Source organism: Paenibacillus sp. LC231, from assembly GCF_001860525.1.
In the GTDB taxonomy this organism is placed as follows: Bacteria; Bacillota; Bacilli; order Paenibacillales; family Paenibacillaceae; genus Paenibacillus_AQ.
Genome location: NZ_JFOM01000026.1, coordinates 257,331 through 274,918, shown reverse-complemented (window position 1 = coordinate 274,918; position 17,588 = coordinate 257,331). Strand labels below are relative to the sequence as shown.

Below are 17,588 nucleotides of genomic sequence, written 5' to 3'. Positions count from 1 at the left end.
GATTCTATAGTTTATTTAACGCTAGTGAACAAATCGACATAACGCTCAACGATCTCGGATTTATGCTCGCTGACATAGTCTGTGTCTTCATCAATCATGTGGATCTCTTCATAAGGCTTCATGTGATCCCCAAGCTTCGTACCCTGGCGGAGCGGACGGTTCGTTAATTGCGTGCCGAATGCATCCTGCGCTTCCTGAGACAGAATGAAGTCGATGAATTTCTTGGCGTTGTCCATATGCGGCGCATCTTTGATAATGGCAGATCCCGCATCCAGGAATACAGCGCCTTCTTTTGGATATACGATTTCTACCGGAGCGCCGTTCTTTACATAGGTGCTGGAAGGGTCTTCATAGGTAAGCCCGACCACATATTCACCGTCTGCCACGCTTTTGTGAACAGCACCGGAACCGCTCGCGATTTTGCCGTCCAGGTTCTCGATCAGTTGACTGACGTAGTTCCAGCCTTGTTCATTCTCATAATCGCCGCCCATCGCTTTCAGCATATTGGTTAACTGGGCGAAAGCGGAGCTTGAGCTTGCCGGATCAGCGGAAGCAATCTTCCCTTTGAGCTGCGGGTTCAACAAATCCGCATAACCTTCGATTTTGATGTCGCCGATCAGATTTTTGTTCACGAGCAGCACGCTGCCATCCGAGATATAAGGAGTAGCGAAGCCCGACGTATTGCGGTGACCTTCCATTAAGTTCTTGTCTTCAGGTGATACGTAAGGCTCGTATAAAGCTTCATTTTCACGGAAACCGGCCATAGAACCGCCGAACATCACGTCAGCGTAAGGGTTTTGCTTCTCGGAAAGTAAGCGCTTAATAATTTCGCCGGTACCAGCCGTTACAAGCTCAACCGTAATCCCGGTCTGCTTTTCGAACATCGGGATGATGGTCTTGATGATCTCCTCGCTATTCGGACTGTAGATGACGAGTTTATTAGACGAAGCCGAGTCGGACTCGCTGCTTCCGCAACCGCTTAGCGCCCCCATAATCAACACGCAGGTTAACAGTAAAATCGACAGCTTTTTCATGTATAATCCCCCTTGAACATAGTTCATTTCGTAATTGCATGTTCATTGTAGCAAGCTTGGTACCGTTTACATAATCCCATAATCCGCAAACATCGTCTAAAATACGCAACCTATTTTGGAGTAGAAAGAGATCTGGGTCGATATACTTTTAAAGAATTCTTTTAGACTCTTTAGGGCAAGATATGGTTTGGAACAACGTCTGGCAAGATGGAGCTGTTCCTATCACAATGTTGAGGGAGTGAGATGGATGGCTAATAAAAACGATCGTAATCAAAAGGTTGATTCTGACCGCGACACGACCAACATGGATATTGAAGCTGGAGAAGCTTTAGGAACAGCTGGCGGCGGCGTCGTGGGTGCTGCTGTAGGTTCCGTTCTGGGTCCAATCGGCACGATTGCCGGCGGTATCGCAGGCGCAGCATTGGGAAACAAAGCTGGCGACGCTGTAGACAATGACGACAATGATTCAAAATAAACGGCGTTAACACTACCATCTGTACGAATACAAAATAAGAGGACCCAAGGAAAATAGGTGCCCTCGATAATTTGAGCTGTTTTGTAGATAAGAACCGCGCTCTCGCGCGGTTCTTTAATTTTACGTATAGGTTCAATGTAGTGGAAAATTTCAACTTCCTTTGCTTGACATATCACTACGTGATGTAGTAGGTTATAATCACTACATCGTGTAGTGATTAAGTTCGTTATGGACGCATAACGACGTAAAGAGGTGTTCACCGTGAACCAGGTTCAAAAATTATCGGATACCGAAATGGAGCTAATGGAGGTGATTTGGGAGTGTACGCCGCCTGTCACATCCACCGAATTACTCGCTCTGTTTGCCCAGAGAGGAAGAGAATGGAAGGCACAGACCATTTCCACCTTCCTATCGCGTTTGGTGGACAAAGGGGCACTCACGGCTACGAGGGATGGGCGGACAAATAAATATACGCCTCGCATTTCGCCTGAAGATTATAAGCTTATGGAAACGCAGCATGTTCTGGACGGATTATATCAAGGCTCGGTTAAAAATCTAATTTCAGCTTTGTATGACGGCGAAAAGCTTTCAGATAAAGATATTGCAGAGCTGAAGCAATGGTTTTCGCAAAAGTAGGGGGGCTTATGAATACGATTCTTGAAGTGCTGTTTACCCTTACCGCTGCTGGAAGTGCCGTCGTAGCCAGCATGCTTGTCCTGCGGATCGTATCCGTCAATGCCTTTCCTACAAAGTGGCGTTATGGAATGAACAAAATGGCAATAGGCTTTTATCTTTTACCCGTAGTCCTTGGTATTCAGTGGATCTCGCCGCTTTTTACATTCAATGCAACAGCAACCGTTCCCATCGTGAACGAGTTGCCTTCAACTGTGCAGCATGCGCTGCCCGGTTCATACTTAGGGATTCATCCGGAGCCGCTCATCCGAGATCAGACCATATCAGCAAACATAGCACTTCCCCTAATTGTCCTATGGGCAGTCGGCGCTATAGCTTTTGCTGCATGGCAGATGTATTGTTATCGCAGATTTTTAAAGAAACTAGAACATACACGTACCACCGTTCCGACAAGCAGCGAAGCTGCCAAACAGCTCTCCTTCTTCAAGGAAGCCCTTGGTGTGAAAAGCAATGTCAGGCTTGCCTACAGCTCCATCATTCGGAGTCCTGTTCTTGTCGGCCTATGGAAACCAACCATTTATCTCCCTATAGAGAATACCGTTAACGTGGACATGGTGATCCGACATGAGTTGATCCATCTGAAACGGAAAGATTTATGGGTCAAAGCATTCACGCTCGGAGCAAGCGCCTTACATTGGTTTAACCCTTTGGTGCACATTCTTCGCAAGGACATTCATATATGGAGCGAGCTGTCTTGTGATGAAGAAGTCGTAAAAGAGATGTCCCATGCCGAGCGAAAACGCTATGGGGAGACGATTTTAAGCGTCATGGCAGGATCAAGGAATTTACCCGTGCAATTTTGTGCCTCCTTATCCGGTGGCGGCAAACAATTAAAGAGGAGACTAATGATGATGCTGAATGTAAAGAAACAAAAAAAGAAAACGATGTATCTCACGATAACAGCGGTGTTTTTGGTTGCTGCAATTAGCACATCCGCAGCGGCATGGGCTTCTAACCATACGCCCAAAGTCATTGGAAATGAGGAGAGTCATGCTGAAGCTCAACCACAAGAAGCGGCCCCTAGGCCGGTACCTTCTGAAGCCGTTGTTGAGAATGAAGGAAACCATGTTGTAGCTCAGCCAGAAGAAGCTCGTCTCGTGGCTGTCGCTGAAGGAAGCAATGTCGTGGATTATCCCCAAGAGGCTCGTCCTGTAGCTGTCGTTGAGAATGAAGGAAATGATGTTGTTGATTATCCAACAGAAGCTCGTCCTGTACCTGTTGTTGAGCATGAAGGAAACAACATTGTAACTCCTCCACAAGAAGCTCGTCTTATAGACGATCCACACGAGCTCCCCCAGGTAGTTCCATCACGGTAAGATTTATAACGCCTGAAGAACTTGCCGAGTATAATTTTTGATAAATAAGAAACCGTCATTTTTTACAAAAAGCACTGTCATTAGGGCAGTGCTTTTTTTGTGGTTTGTACACTACTTATCAATAAGATGGGTTGATAAAACTAAAGAAGAGGCGAACCCTCTTGTTCACTTCATACATAATGGCATCTGATAGCATCAGTAGTTGTAGCTGTATAAGCCCGCCTATGGTACGATATGAAGGATTCGCAAGCGACCTAGCTAGCAAATCATGCGATCATAGACAAGGGATTGGGGATAACATCTTGAAGACGTTTAAGAAAGTTTACATAGAAATCACGAGCATCTGTAATCTGGCCTGCACGTTCTGCCCGCCGACAGAGCGTAAGGCCAACTTCATTAAGGTGGAAGACTTTGCGAGAAGATTGGATGAGATCAAGCCGCATACGAGTTACATTTATCTGCATGTGAAGGGAGAACCGCTGCTTCATCCGAAGATCGATGAGCTGCTGGATATCAGCCATGAAAAAGGGTTCAAGGTCAACATTACGACCAACGGAACGTTGATCGCGAAGAACCGGCATAAGCTGCTGGGCAAGCCGGCCTTAAGACAGATGAACTTCTCGCTCCACAGTTTTGACGGTCACGAGGGCTCCACGAATCGGGAGGGATATTTGCGGGAGATTCTTTCCTTTGTTCGTGCTGCCGAGGAGCATAAAGTCATCTTCTCGTTCCGTTTGTGGAATCTGACCCAGGACAACCAAACGAACCTAGAGAAGAGCCGCAATCGCCAGACACTCGAAATTTTGGAGCAGGAATTCAATTTGGACTACCGCATCGAGGAAAAGGTTGAACCCGGCGGCGGCGTGAAGGTCGCCGACCATGTCTATCTGAATCAGGATTATGAGTTTCAGTGGCCAAGTCTGACAGCCCCGGAGGATGAAGGCAAAGGCTTCTGCCATGCGCTTCGCAGCCAGGCGGCCATTCTGGTAGACGGGACGGTCGTGCCGTGCTGCCTGGATGGGGAAGGGGTCATCAACTTGGGCAATATCCATCAGAAGTCCTTCTCGGAGATCGTTGACGGGGAGCGGGCGAACAATCTTGTAGATGGATTTTCACGCCGGGAAGCTGTTGAGGAGCTATGCAGAAAATGCGGGTATCGGCAGCGGTTTGGGGCATAAAAAAGAGGCGGAGAAAAATTCCGCTTCTTTTTTTATACTAATGTATGGTATCGTTATATGTTATGACGTAAAGGAACGGCTTGTGGAGACTCTATATGAGATGCCCCATGTTACGTGATGAGACAATATAGGTATTCACCTTAAAGGAGACCCCATGACATTTCAAGATTTAAATATATCCCCCGTGATTCTCAAGGCTTTAGCGAAGGAGAATTACAAGACGCCAACGCCTATTCAGGCTCAGGCGATCCCGGCTGTGTTGGCCGGCAGAGATTTGCTGGGCTGCGCGCAGACCGGAACAGGGAAGACCGCCGCTTTTTCGGTGCCGATGATTCAGCTGTTGAACGAACAACCCCCTAAACCGGGGATGGCGCGCCGTATTCGCGCGTTGGTATTGTCGCCGACACGGGAGCTTGCCCTGCAAATTTCGGATAACGTGAAAGCCTACAGTCAGTTCACAAAGCTGCGGTCGACGGCCATTGTTGGCGGCGTTTCGCAAAAAACACAGGAGCGGGCGCTTCAGCAAGGAGCGGACATCCTCATTGCTACGCCAGGCAGACTTCTGGATCTCATGAATCAGAAGCGTGTCGATTTGCAGCATGTGGAGATTCTGGTGCTGGATGAGGCCGATCGGATGCTCGATATGGGCTTTATTCATGACGTAAAACGAATTATTGCCAAAATGCCGAGCAAAAGACAAACGCTGTTCTTCTCGGCTACCATGCCTGCGGAGATTACCCAGCTTGTCAAAACCTTATTGCAAAACCCTGTAAAAGTAGAGATTACGCCGGTTTCATCAACGGCCGAACGGATCAAGCAATCGGTGTACCTGCTGGAAACAGGAAATAAGCAGAAACAGTTGAATGAGCTGATGAAGGACCCATCCATCGTGTCGGCCCTGGTCTTCACACGTACCAAGCGCGGGGCTGACCGGGTTGTGCGTGACCTGACGAAGGTGAACATCTCGGCACAAGCCATTCACGGAAATAAATCGCAGGTCAGCCGTCAGACGGCACTCAAAAATTTCAAAAGCGGGGAGACCCGGGTTCTGGTGGCTACGGATATTGCGGCGCGAGGCATTGATATCGACGAGCTGTCGCATGTTATTAACTTTAACCTTCCGAACATTCCGGAAACGTACGTTCACCGGATTGGCCGGACGGGGCGTGCGGGACTGAGCGGAACGGCGATATCGTTTTGCGAAGTGGACGAGGTGCCTTTTCTCCGGGATATCGAGAAGTTAATCGGCAAGTCCATTCCCGAAGTGAAGGATCATGCCTTCCCGATGTCGGGATCATTAAGAGCCGCCAAGGTAGACCGATCGCCGAAATCGGGCTCGGCCAAGTCCGGCAGAGCCAAATCAGCAGCAGTTAGACCAACTGCTAAACCGAAGGCCGATGCCACCCGCAAGCCGAAGACCGACATGGCTCGTAAACCGAAATCAGACGCGGCACGCCAATCGAGCACGAATTCGGCACGTAACCCGAAGGCGGAAGCTGTTCTTAATCCGTATTCAGAGATGGCACGTAAGTTCAAAGCGGAAGCGGTTCATAACTCTAAGGACGGTCAAGCCCGTAAACGCAAGTCCGGTGGATTCAATAAGGGAAGCAAGACCGGCAGACCCCAGTAAGAGGAAAGGACGCGTAGGCGTTCCCGGCATCCCAGATAATCATCCTAAACTTAAGAAGCACCCTGTTCCACTTGTGATGTGGAAGGGTGCTTTTTTTTCGGAATGGAATGGGAGTTACGCGCTCTTTCTCCCTGCCAGAAACAGGAACAGTGGAATTCTGCGCCTGCGCTCATAGGTTTCCTCGTTTATGAAATGTTCTCGCACGGGACTGGATTCCCTAAGCTGCTCCACGATAAAGCCGGCTTTCTGCATCGCCCTGAAATAATCCTCGACGGTTCGATGGTACTTGTGAACGGTACCGCCGAGCCATTGCTGCTCCCGGTAGCCTTCGATGAAGTAGTTGTCCACCACCCAATTCGTTCTGGTACCGGACGGTTGAAGCGTGGAGGTAATGACGGGATGCTCGACGGAGAAGACAAACCTGCCGCTTGGCTTCAAGCTCTGATAAATGCACTGAAAGACGGGCTCGATATCCTGCAGATAATGAATAGCGAGCCTGGAGAGCACCAGATCATAGGAATCGCGGGGATATGTAAAGTCTTCGAGCCTCGTGTGTACAACGGTTCCGTTGCAGCCGGCGAGATTGTTCGAAGCGGCTTTCACCATATTACGGGAACCCTCGATTCCTACATATGATGCACATCCTTTTTCCAACAATTCCACGCCAAAGCCAGCATCGCCGCAACCCAGGTCTAATACAAGCTGGTCTGAGACATCTCCCAGCAGCTGCCAGATGACGGGCTTCTCCAATGTATCGTTGGCGTTCTCCTGCCCTTGCCGTCGCTGCATGTAGTTCTCGAAGTTCGTATCGTTGTCATAAAAATCGGATCCGTTATAGCTCATAGGCACCTCCTGCTTGGAATGATCCTTACACTCGATATTTCAGAAGATCAGCCAGCCGTGCTAATCCACCTAACACAGCCGTCTGCAAAATCCGGGGCGGTCCCGCGAGGTACCCATCCATAACTCTCCAAGCGGCACCAAGCCATAAAGGGTTCGACGGAATCCCCTTGTTGTTAAGTTTGCCTTCACATTCCAATTTGTGAACAAGCTCAAACATGTTCCAATGTTGTCCCGGAGGGCGAATCTCATGCAGGGCAACCAGTCGGTCTGTGCTAACATTACAGAATTGGTGAATCTGAGTCGGAAGGATGCGGGCCTGCCCCCCTTGTTCTATGATCGTCTCTTCTCCGTTAATCACAAATCGCATAAGCCCCTCTTGTACAGTAAATGTTTCTTGCAGAACCGGATGCCAATGTGGGCCGTTCATCGGACCTTGCTTAACAATCGTATGTTGTACCAAGAGATAGTCCCCTTGGTCGTCGGTGCCGCTGTCGAGTAAGGTTACGGTTCGACCATCAGGATGAACAAGGGTTTTTCCGGTCACATGACTCACCTCAATCCGTTATTTTGGATAATAGGGTATGTTTTTCCTTATGGTTCATTATAACGGAACGTTCCTCCCAGAATATACCCAAGCCACGATTAAGATATAAATTACCGTGCCGATATGAATCCACGCGAAAACTGTAATTATTAGACGACGTCAATGGGCACCAAGGAGCAGCCTCTCTCATATGGTACATGAGCGGACATTTTTATTGAGGGGGTTACTTCCGAATGTACGGAAATTACTATCAAGTATCAGGGCCGATGACCAGGCAGAGAGTCTCCATGCAGCAAGCTCAAGAAATAGCACTTGCCCGTGTGCCTGGTCAAATCGTTCATATCGATATGGATCTGGAGCACGGCGTGTTGGTTTATGAAATATTTATTCTGACATCCGATAACAGATTGTTTGAAGTCGAAATTCTCGCAAAATCGGGAAGAATCTTAAAGGTGGAGGAAGAAGACGACGCGGATTAAGACGTCATTGGCTAAAAAAGCAAATAAACCGAGTGAGACGGCTGAAGTCATCGTTTCGCTCGGTTTTGTATTTGTGTAGAATGTTAAGTCTCGGTTGCTTCACCAGGTCCTGACATTGTGTGATTCCCATCACGGAGAAGTGGGATGATCATCAAGAATCCAACGAGAAAACATGCGCCAGCCAAAGCGTATACGGAGGTTAGTGACATGGCCTGCTTCAATAGACCGGAGCATCCCATTGTGATCAGCATGGCTCCGGTCATGAGCGGCGTGCGCAAGCCGGTAACCCGACCGATGTAGGCTTGTTCCGTTTGCTGCATGACCAAGGTGTGGTTCCCGATAAAAATAGCGGGTTGCAGCAGCGCAATCAGGAATTGCGAGAGCATGGTCAGCCAGAGGATTGTCGACAGACCCAGCAGGAGAATGCCTGCGCCGTTCACGATCAGTCCCATCATCAGTAACCGTCCGGGAGCGATTCGGGATGCGAGCATAAACGTCACGATTCCGCCCAGGATTTCGCCTGCTCCGTAAGGGATGGTAATCCACTGCAAGTCCTGAGCGGACAAGCCTAAGCGTTCGGTCACCAGAAATACGCTGAGCGGGGAGATCAACCCCACCCCAAGACCCACAACCATGAAGCAGAGGCTTAGCCGCAGCAGGTCTCTTTTGAATAGAACATAACGAACGCCGTCGACCATATCTTGAAGGATGGAGGGAACTGCTGCTGTGTTTATAGATGTCTCTTGGTCTTTAGGCACAAACAGCATGGCTAGGGCAGATAACATGAACAATCCGCTCGTTAACACGAGGGCTGCCGATATGCCCCATTGCTGAAATACCCATGTGCCCAGAATCGGGCCGATGATCATGAAGAGAGAGAACAGCGTTTGCAGCAGCGACATGCCCATGGAAGCATACTCGTCCGGTACATGGATTTTGAACAGCTTCATGCCGGAGGGCTGGGCGAACTGCGACAGGATGGAGGAGCATAAGGTCGCGAAGAATACGGCGCCCCACGAGCCGGATTCCAGCATCAGAAACACGATGAAGACGGAGCAGGCACTGAGTATCTCGCACCAGACGATGGTTGCTTTGGGGCGCCAACGGTCGGCGAATACACCTCCTACGAACGCAAACAGAAAGATCGGTCCATATTCGGCGACGGAAATCATGGAAATGGCAACAGCATTCCCGCCTGTCATGTCCATGACATACAGCAGAACGGCAAAATTTCGGATCCATATTCCGAGCTGGGAGCATACATTGGAAATCAGGATCGCTCGGACGAAGGCGTTGCGTAGTAAACGGATGGAGCTTGGCATGGTGATATTCCTCCTTACAGAATCAATGGCTGGAACCTATTTTGCGGTCTCCTGTAAGGTGAGAGTCAACAGGTTAAAAACAACTAAAGTTGCTTAGTTACATTCAGAGAACAATGTTGGAATATCTGTGTGAATGGAAGTTGGTTCATCAGCGGAAACACCGTACCCCCTTATCAACAACGGTCCGTATCGTGTAAAGTAATAAAATAAGAAGAATCCAACGAGCTGGAGGTGTGATAATGAACAACCTGTTGCAGGTTAGAGTGACCGGAATCCTGATTGAAGACGAACGTATTTTGCTGGTCAAACAGAGCGTTTCGGCAGAACGTGGCTGGTCGCTTCCCGGAGGAAGGGTAGAGCAGGGGAAAACCCTGGAAGAAGCCATGGTTCGGGAAATGGTAGAGGAAACCGGACTGACCACCAAAGTGAAGAAACTCCTGTACCTATGTGATAAACCAGATTCATCGCCCTCCCTGTTACATATTACTTTTTTGCTGGAACGCTTAGAGGGTGAGATCCGACTCCCATCGAACGAGTTTGATTCCAATCCCATAGGTGATGTGGTTTTGATCCCAATCGCAGATTTAACAAGCTACGGGTTCACCGAGAAGTTTATGACGATCGTTCAGCACGGATTTCCGGAGTCCGGAAGCTATCAAGGGCTCAAGGGTAATATTGGATTGTAAAGGAGGCACTGTTTCATGAAAAACGTATTTATTGTGCGGCATTGCAAAGCGGAGGGACAAGCTGCCGACGCTCCGTTAACCGGGCAGGGTATTCAGCAAGCGCTTGAACTTGCGGAGTTTCTCTCGGATAAAGGGATTGATTATATTGTTTCGAGCCCTTACCGTAGAGCCTGCGATACGATAAAACCCTTAGCGAATCTCATTGGCGTGGAAGTCGTGATGGATGAGAGATTAACGGAGAGAATTCTATCGGGTCGCAATGAGCCTGCTTGGCGGGAGATGCTTCGCCGAACTTACGATGATTTGGATATGTGTTATGAAGGCGGGGAATCAAGTCGTACAGCCATGCACCGCGCCGTTCGTGTGGTGGAGGAGATCCAGCAGAGCTCCAGCCAGAATGCTGTCATCGTGTCGCACGGCAACCTGATCTCGCTTCTGCTGAAGCATTACGACAACCGAATTGGATTCAGGGAGTGGGAGGGCTTGTCCAATCCTGATGTATACCGTCTTAGCTTTCTGCAAGATGTACCTGGCATACAACGAATATGGACCTCATGAAGGCTTGAAACAACTTATGTAAAAAAGAATTCATAAGCATTTATTCCCTATATTTGACGACAGGTCGTCCCCTATAATGGAGTTGCACAGATATCCAGCTTGCTCGCCTTGAGGATTACAATTCTCATAACAAAGAATAAACGCAATAAGGACAAACTGTGTGCATTGCATGGGTTCGCAACAACATTAGAGAGATTATGAAATAAAGGGGATACGAAACATGGCCAAAACAAAACGGGGCCGCGCACTCTGGAGTATGCCATCACGTGGCCGCGGCACATGCCCGGTATGCAGTACTTCTCGCATCAAGCTCCTCTACGTCGCCAACAAGTCGGACGGCACGGCGCTGAAGGTATGCAAGAGATGCCAGAATGCCGATCAGTCCAGAGTCGACGCTGCTGTCGTGTAAGACGCGGTTCGTTGGTTAACTGCATGTGAATACGAAACTTGAGAAACGATAGTCATGCAGCAGCCCGCTCCTTTATAACAATGGAGCGGGCTATTTTCATGTTCTGTGAAGTTCGGGCGTTACTGAAGGTTTACTTTGAATTTCGGATGGGATAATATCTGATTTAATGAAACGTAAATTAGATGTTCGTCAAATTGTTTAGGGAGTGAACATATCCATGCAATTGGATAAGGTGGTTAGTTATCATAAGGCGCTTGCAGACCCGACGCGAATCAAAATGCTGATCCTGTTAGCCGAAGGCGAATTGAACGGACAGGTGCTGGCTGAGAAGATCGGCGTCACCCCGGCAACGATTACGCACCATGCAGCGAAGCTGCGGGAAGCGAGCCTGATTAAAGAGCGCAGGGATAAGAACACGATCTATTTTTCGCTAAATGATTATTTTATCGAAAATAGTGCGAGAGCGACGGAGAAATTGATCTATCAGAGAGTAAGGCCCGCAGGCGTTCCGGAGCGCTTGGAGGAAGATGATCAGCGGACGAAGGACGCTGTCGTGAACAATTTTTTCACTTCCGATGGAAAGCTGAAGAGCATCCCTGCCCAGCTGAAGAAGAAACTCATCGTGCTAACGCATATGGTATCCCGACTTGAGAAGGGACGTAAGTACACCGAGAAGGAAATCAACGAGTTTATTCAGGGTTACCATGAGGACTTTGCGACTCTTCGTCGGGAGTTCATCATGCATCATTTCATGTTCAGGGATAATGGGGTATATGAGCTCAATCCGCAAGAGATGTGGGCAAGGTGGGAGGATCTGTCCTAATGAAAGAACATTCGCCGCTATCCTATCAACGGATCGAGGATGCCAAAGCGGGGGATTTCGATGCCTACCGGATGATCGTCAACGAGTATTCCAACGCCCTGTTATCCGTTGCATACAGCGTGCTGGGAGATTTCCACGAGGCACAGGATGCGGTGCAGGAAGCATTTCTGAAGTGCTATCGCAACCTGTATACGCTGAACGATCCTGCCAAGCTTGGCAGCTGGCTATATGCGATTGCGCACCGGACCAGCCTCGATTTTGCCAAAAGAAGCAGGCGAACGCTCCCGCTGGATGAAACGGCTCTATCATCGGACAATATCACGCCATGGCTGGAACAATATGTGATCCATGATTCCGTCTGGGGAGCCTTGCAGGAATTGGAGGAGAAGAGTAGATCCGTTGTCGTGCTGCATTACTTAAGCGAGTGGTCCATGAAAGAGATCGGACAGTTCCTTAATATGTCGGTATCTGCGGTTGAAAGCCGTATACGACGTGCCAGAGAAGTTTTGAAACAGCATCTTGCCCGTGATTTCGAGCATTATTTCCATACCCATCGTCTGGGGAGGGATTTCGAGCAGCAGGTCTCGGAGCAAGTCCTTAAGCGAGCCGGTCATTTCTATATTCCAGTCACGGATAAAATTCAGGCGACCGCATGGTTTATCCTGCATTTTCATCTGGAAACCAGCAGGCACGGAAATCCGGTACTGGAATCCGGACAGGAATTATATTTGCTCGAATGTCAGCATCACTCACCGGCCAGCTTGCCAGTACTCACGTTCGAAGTAGCGAGCGTTGGGCAGTTAGGGCACCAGCTGCATCAACAAGGGGTTAGAAGCGAGCCGATCCGGGAGGATGATGTATTCGGCAAATGGCTGGGATTTTATGATCCCGATGGCAATAAGTATCTTGCGATTGAAAAACATGGATAAAAAATAGTGACTTCGTGACGGAATTGATCCGGCTCCATCGTCTATATATTGTAACCACATTAAACAAGAGGTGAATAGGATGACGACAGACAACCAATTAAACGAAGTGCCCAAGCTCCAATCCGTGAACAAGCCTTTGCTAAAGAGGGTTCATTGCAATTATCTCCCGGTAAGGAATCTTCCGCTGGCGGTAAAATGGTACTCTGAGCTATTTGGCCTTACTGTGAGAAAATGCGACGATACGGGCGCTATCCTGATCCTAGGGGACGGACAGTGGCTATTCCTGCTGGAAACGCTCGATAACCGAACAGCCAACTTTGTAACCAACCAATGGGATGGGGAGAACTATGAGATGTTCTCGTTAACCTTCGAGGTCGAGAATATTACCGAGCTGCACAAACGGCTGCGGGAGAACGGGGCAGAGGTCGAGCCGCTGGTTGATCACGGTGCCTGCGGATTGCAGTTCAAATTCAAGGATATGGACGGCAACAAGTTTAATGTTTGGCAGGATGCACCCACGAGCTGACGGATAGAAGACGGGAATGGATAGGCAAGCGCTGGCTTTCATAAGGCAGAGGCTTGCCTTTTTTTGTTGTTAAAGCGCCGGGCCCATCTTTGCTGCTGGATCTGGCGCCTCCCAATGTTACTCATAATCCTGGGACAAGCGTCGTAAATGTAGGTGGTAGTCTAATTCACCGGTAACGTTTACAATGGGGGATATAGGGATTAAATGCCAAGTGAGGTGATTGGATGGAAGTCTACCGCTGCATGAACCATCCCGAGAGGGAGGCCGTCGCTCAGTGCACTCGCTGCGGGAAGCCAGTGTGTCAGGAATGCCATAATCCGGAAACAGGCCGCTGTCGCTACCGCTGCGGTGAGATGAACCCCGCTCCAGGCATGCCGGGACGGCAAAGGAACGTATGGGTGACCGTGATCATCTCCATACTGGCCATCTTGGGCGGCCTTGCGCTGCTGCTGCTAACGATTTGCGGCGCAATCTTGTTTTCTTATTAAAATAACGCGTGCCTATTTCCGGTTAGATTGCTTTTCCAATTCAAGTTTTGATATCAAGGAGTGGACAGATGGAGTTTCCTGTTTATGTGTACCTGGGTTCCTGGCGGATTCATCCGCACGTGCTGTTTGAATCGCTGGCCTACTTTATCGGCTTCCGCGTGTATTTATGGACCCGCAGGCCGAGCGGCATGACAAAGCTGATGAGCCTGCAGATTCTGGCTGGAATCATTACCGGCGCGGCCATTGGCTCCAAGCTGCTATTCTGGCTGGAGGATCCGGCCGCCACCTGGGAACAGCTGCGCCAATTCCATCTGCTGTGGGGAGGCAAGACGATTGTAGGCGGTCTTCTGGGCGGATTGATCGGCGTTGAGCTGACGAAGCGCTTGGTGGGATGGAAGCATTCCACGGGCGATGATTTTGTTTATCCGCTGATGCTGGGCCTGGGACTCGGACGGATCGGCTGTTTTCTGACCGGTCTGGATGACCATACCTACGGTACGCCGACGACCTGGTTCACGGGTGTGAATTTTGGCGACGGGGTTTATCGCCATCCGACTCAGCTGTATGAGATCCTGTTCCTGATCGTGCTGGCCTTGCTGCTGCTTCCGCTGTACCGCCAAAGCCGGGGCAGATCCACTCGCGAGGGCTACGTGTCCGGGCGGATGTTTCAATGGTTTATGGCCGGGTATCTGCTGTTCCGCCTGGTGATCGACTGGATCAAGCCGACGCCGCATCCTTACCTGGGACTGAACAATATTCAATTAGCCTGCATCGCGGGCCTCATCTATTATGCGTGGCTGATCGGCGGCAGAAATAGGCTTCGCCGTTCGATGCCGGGTTCCCAACTTCCAAGCTGACCAAAGGAGTCTTGATTATGCCAAAAAACCGGCCTTATCTGTATCATGAACTGACCAATAGCATATGCACGACCTGTTACCGCAAAGTGGAAGCCAAGATCATCGAGGAGAACGGCATGATCTATATGCTCAAAAGATGCCTCGTTCACGGTCCGGAAAAAGTGCTGATCGCAACCGAGGCCGATTATTACCATCAGACGCGGAAGTTCATCAAGCCGTCCGAAATGCCGCTCGTCTGGAATACGCCGATCCGTTACGGCTGTCCTTACGACTGCGGACTCTGTCCGGACCATGAGCAGCACAGCTGCCTCACGCTGCTGGAGATCACGGATCACTGCAACCTGCAGTGCCCGATCTGCTTCGCGGAATCGTCGCCGCATCGCACTTCCTACAGGTCGCTTGCACAGATCGAATTCATGCTCGACCGGATCGTCGAGAACGAGGGGGAGCCCGACATCGTGCAGATCAGCGGCGGCGAGCCGACGACGCATCCGGATTTTTTTGACATCCTGGACATGTGCAAGAGCCGCCCCATCAAGCATATTATGGTGAACACGAACGGTATCCGCATTGCCCAGGACCGCGATTTTGCGCGGAGGCTCGCCGAATATATGCCCGGCTTCGAAATCTACCTGCAGTTCGACAGCTTTGAGGCGCATGTGCTGAAGGAGCTGAGAGGGGCCGACCTGCGGCGCATCCGCCAGCAGGCCATTGACCATCTGAATGAATTCAACATATCCACGACGCTGGTCGTCATGCTGAAGAAAGGCCTCAATGACGGCGAGATCGGAGACATTATTCAGTACGGACTTCAGCAAAAAGCGGTGCGCGGCGTGACGATTCAGCCGATTCAGGCAGCAGGCCGGCTGGAGGGGTATGATCCGGCAACCGACCGGCTGACCGTGAGCGAAGTCCGGCGTATGATCATCGATCAGTCCGAGGTGTTTACGGATGCGGACATTCTGCCGGTGCCTTGCCATCCGGATTGCCTGGCTATGGGCTACGCCTTGAAACTGGGCGGGGAAGTGCTGCCGTTGACGCGGATGATCGACCCGGAAATCCTGCTCGAGGGCGACAGCAACACGATTGTGTTTGAGCAGGATCCGGTGATCCGGAGCAAAATGTTTGAGCTGCTGTCAACGGGCCATTCGCCGCAATCCTCGGCGCTCTCCCTGAAGAGCCTGCTCTGCTGTCTGCCGCTGGCCGCCGTACCGGAGCAGATTACCTATGACAACGTCTTCCGGGTCATTATCATGCAGTTCCTGGATGCCCATAACTTCGATGTCCGCTCCGTCAAGAAATCCTGCGTCCACATCATGCATCCCGACGGACGGATGATCCCGTTCGATACCTACAACATGTTCTACCGGGATGACAAGGAAGAGCTGCTGAAGGAGCTGAAGGCAGAGGTTGCCACGGCCTGGGACCGGTAAGCCGTTCTAAGGCAATGCACTCCATGCCAATGAAACGAAAAGTCGACCCGAGCTTACATAGGGAGGCGATACATTGTGCAGAACAATAGCCCTGAAACTGATAAGGTGTCTCCGTTTCAGTTGGATCAGAACATGAAGATTGGTAACGCCGGAGCGGACGAACTGTTATGGTATTCCCCATTGGAGGAGCCGTTCCGAGTATCGGGCTTTGCCTGGCTCAACGTTGAACATAAATATCGCAGGCTGCCTACCGTACCTGATGTTCCCATAGGGCCGGAGGTGGATGCATTAGCGAACTGCACATCAGGTGGTCAGATCCGCTTCCGCACGAATTCCCGAAGCGTCTCGGTCCGCGTGCGGCTGACCGCAGGATCCGGCATGTATCACATGCCGCCAACGGGGGAGTGCGGCGTGGATGCGTATATCGGCGGCCCAGGCGAGTGGAAACATGCAGGAACGGCCCGTTTCCAGCCAGGTCAGGTAGAGTATGAGAGCAGCCTTTTCACTGTTGAGGACCGCAAAGTACGCTCGTTCCTGCTCAACATGCCTTTATACCAGGGCGTCGAGGAGATGTGGATTGGACTTGAACCAGAAGCGGAGGTCTGGGCACCGGAATCCTATGATTCTTCCCAAAAAGTGATTGTATACGGAACCTCCATTACCCAAGGCGGATGCGCGTCGCGTCCCGGCATGTCGTACACGAATATCTTAAGCCGCAGGCTGCATCTGGAGTTTGTCAACCTGGGCTTCTCGGGGAACGGCAAGGGTGAGCCGGAGCTTGCCGAGCTGGCCGCCCAAATCTCTGCGCCGGCCTGCCTCGTGATTGATTATGAGGCGAATTGCGGGGGGACCGAAGCTTATCGGCAGACCTTGCCGCAGTATATCGAGACTTACCGGAAGTTCCATCCCCAGGTTCCCATCATCCTGGTATCCCGCATCCCTCATGGAGCCGAGTCGTTTATGCCGGAGTTTCGCGAAGGACGGCTCGCGCGGAAAAAGTTTCAGATGGAGCTCATTCAGGAACTGACAGAAGCCGGAGACCATAACCTAACGTTTGTGGATGGATCGGATTGGTTAGGTGACGATCCCGGGGAGATGACCGTTGATGGGGTTCATCCGACCGACCTTGGCTTCAAGCTGATGGCGGATGGGCTTGAGCCTGTGCTAAGGCAAGTGATTGGCGATAGAGCCGCTGCAGCAGAGCGATAGGGCAGTTAACCGTCCAAATGTTAGCGTATCGGTGTATGAAGGTGTATGTATGGAGTTTCATTATCGCAATGAAACGTAAATAAGGTGAATCATTAGGTTACAAAGTCCGTTCCCGGTTGGAACGGGCTTTTGTCTGTGCCCTCGCCTAATTCAAAA

At 50.4% G+C, this 17,588-nt stretch carries 20 protein-coding genes; 16 read left to right on the top strand and 4 right to left on the bottom strand.

The annotated features are described in order from the left end of the window. Positions 1 to 11: 11 nt before the first annotated feature. Positions 12 to 1,034 (bottom strand): ABC transporter substrate-binding protein, encoded by a 1,023-nt coding sequence (locus AK95_RS18415; RefSeq protein WP_071221352.1) that lies wholly within the window; start codon positions 1,032 to 1,034, stop codon positions 12 to 14. Positions 1,035 to 1,281: 247 nt separating this feature from the next. Between AK95_RS18415 and AK95_RS18410 the strand changes: the two genes are divergently transcribed. From AK95_RS18410 to AK95_RS18390, 5 genes are all read left to right on the top strand, one after another. Next, entirely contained in the window at positions 1,282 to 1,509 is a 228-nt protein-coding gene (locus AK95_RS18410) for a glycine zipper domain-containing protein (RefSeq protein ID WP_071221351.1), read from the top strand. A gap of 261 nt (positions 1,510 to 1,770) precedes the next feature. After that, positions 1,771 to 2,145 carry a BlaI/MecI/CopY family transcriptional regulator gene (locus AK95_RS18405; protein WP_071221350.1) on the top strand — a complete coding sequence of 125 codons (375 nt, stop codon included), beginning with the start codon at positions 1,771 to 1,773 and terminating at the stop codon, positions 2,143 to 2,145. Between the two features lie 8 nt (positions 2,146 to 2,153). Continuing rightward, positions 2,154 to 3,518 carry a M56 family metallopeptidase gene (locus AK95_RS18400; protein ID WP_071221349.1) on the top strand — a complete coding sequence of 455 codons (1,365 nt, stop codon included), beginning with the start codon at positions 2,154 to 2,156 and terminating at the stop codon, positions 3,516 to 3,518. Positions 3,519 to 3,820: 302 nt separating this feature from the next. Beyond that, positions 3,821 to 4,696, top strand: coding sequence for a radical SAM/SPASM domain-containing protein (locus AK95_RS18395; RefSeq protein ID WP_071221348.1), 876 nt, complete (start codon positions 3,821 to 3,823; stop codon positions 4,694 to 4,696). A gap of 154 nt (positions 4,697 to 4,850) precedes the next feature. Beyond that, complete coding sequence (locus AK95_RS18390) at positions 4,851 to 6,326, top strand: DEAD/DEAH box helicase (protein ID WP_071221347.1); 1,476 nt, start codon at positions 4,851 to 4,853, stop codon at positions 6,324 to 6,326. Between the two features lie 114 nt (positions 6,327 to 6,440). Here AK95_RS18390 and AK95_RS18385 read toward each other — a convergent pair whose 3' ends face one another. Together AK95_RS18385 and AK95_RS18380 are read right to left on the bottom strand one after the other, a co-directional pair. Beyond that, on the bottom strand, positions 6,441 to 7,169 hold the full coding sequence (locus AK95_RS18385; RefSeq protein WP_071221346.1) for a class I SAM-dependent DNA methyltransferase: 729 nt from the start codon (positions 7,167 to 7,169) through the stop codon (positions 6,441 to 6,443). Positions 7,170 to 7,194: 25 nt separating this feature from the next. Further along, entirely contained in the window at positions 7,195 to 7,713 is a 519-nt protein-coding gene (locus AK95_RS18380; RefSeq protein ID WP_071221345.1) for a cupin domain-containing protein, read from the bottom strand. 233 nt (positions 7,714 to 7,946) lie between these two features. Here AK95_RS18380 and AK95_RS18375 point away from each other — a divergent pair, with 233 nt between their 5' ends. Continuing rightward, positions 7,947 to 8,192, top strand: coding sequence for a PepSY domain-containing protein (locus AK95_RS18375; protein WP_071221344.1), 246 nt, complete (start codon positions 7,947 to 7,949; stop codon positions 8,190 to 8,192). Between the two features lie 83 nt (positions 8,193 to 8,275). Here AK95_RS18375 and AK95_RS18370 read toward each other — a convergent pair whose 3' ends face one another. Beyond that, the gene (locus tag AK95_RS18370) at positions 8,276 to 9,514 is read right to left on the bottom strand and encodes an MFS transporter (RefSeq protein WP_071221343.1); all 1,239 of its coding nucleotides are present in this window, start codon (positions 9,512 to 9,514) and stop codon (positions 8,276 to 8,278) included. Between the two features lie 239 nt (positions 9,515 to 9,753). On the opposite strand from AK95_RS18370, the gene AK95_RS18365 reads away from it, so the two are divergent. The 10 genes from AK95_RS18365 (at position 9,754) to AK95_RS18325 (ending at position 17,432) form a co-directional block, all read left to right on the top strand. Next, entirely contained in the window at positions 9,754 to 10,200 is a 447-nt protein-coding gene (locus AK95_RS18365; RefSeq protein WP_071221342.1) for an NUDIX hydrolase, read from the top strand. Between the two features lie 15 nt (positions 10,201 to 10,215). Beyond that, the gene (locus AK95_RS18360; RefSeq protein WP_071221341.1) at positions 10,216 to 10,758 is read left to right on the top strand and encodes a histidine phosphatase family protein; all 543 of its coding nucleotides are present in this window, start codon (positions 10,216 to 10,218) and stop codon (positions 10,756 to 10,758) included. 220 nt (positions 10,759 to 10,978) lie between these two features. Then, complete coding sequence (locus tag AK95_RS33505; RefSeq protein ID WP_074961888.1) at positions 10,979 to 11,167, top strand: hypothetical protein; 189 nt, start codon at positions 10,979 to 10,981, stop codon at positions 11,165 to 11,167. Positions 11,168 to 11,384: 217 nt separating this feature from the next. After that, the gene (locus AK95_RS18355) at positions 11,385 to 11,990 is read left to right on the top strand and encodes a DUF2087 domain-containing protein (protein WP_071221340.1); all 606 of its coding nucleotides are present in this window, start codon (positions 11,385 to 11,387) and stop codon (positions 11,988 to 11,990) included. Further along, entirely contained in the window at positions 11,990 to 12,919 is a 930-nt protein-coding gene (locus tag AK95_RS18350) for a sigma-70 family RNA polymerase sigma factor (RefSeq protein WP_071221339.1), read from the top strand. Before AK95_RS18355 ends, AK95_RS18350 begins: the two co-directional genes overlap by 1 nt. 79 nt (positions 12,920 to 12,998) lie before the next feature. Continuing rightward, the gene (locus AK95_RS18345; RefSeq protein WP_071221338.1) at positions 12,999 to 13,445 is read left to right on the top strand and encodes a VOC family protein; all 447 of its coding nucleotides are present in this window, start codon (positions 12,999 to 13,001) and stop codon (positions 13,443 to 13,445) included. A 224-nt stretch (positions 13,446 to 13,669) separates the two neighbouring features. After that, positions 13,670 to 13,933, top strand: a complete 264-nt coding sequence (locus tag AK95_RS18340; RefSeq protein WP_071221337.1) for a B-box zinc finger protein — start codon at positions 13,670 to 13,672, stop codon at positions 13,931 to 13,933. A 68-nt stretch (positions 13,934 to 14,001) separates the two neighbouring features. Further along, positions 14,002 to 14,790, top strand: coding sequence for a prolipoprotein diacylglyceryl transferase (locus AK95_RS18335; protein ID WP_071221336.1), 789 nt, complete (start codon positions 14,002 to 14,004; stop codon positions 14,788 to 14,790). Between the two features lie 17 nt (positions 14,791 to 14,807). After that, on the top strand, positions 14,808 to 16,223 hold the full coding sequence (locus tag AK95_RS18330; protein WP_071221335.1) for a radical SAM protein: 1,416 nt from the start codon (positions 14,808 to 14,810) through the stop codon (positions 16,221 to 16,223). Positions 16,224 to 16,298: 75 nt separating this feature from the next. Next, positions 16,299 to 17,432, top strand: coding sequence for an SGNH/GDSL hydrolase family protein (locus tag AK95_RS18325; protein WP_235613145.1), 1,134 nt, complete (start codon positions 16,299 to 16,301; stop codon positions 17,430 to 17,432). Positions 17,433 to 17,588 lie beyond the last annotated feature (156 nt).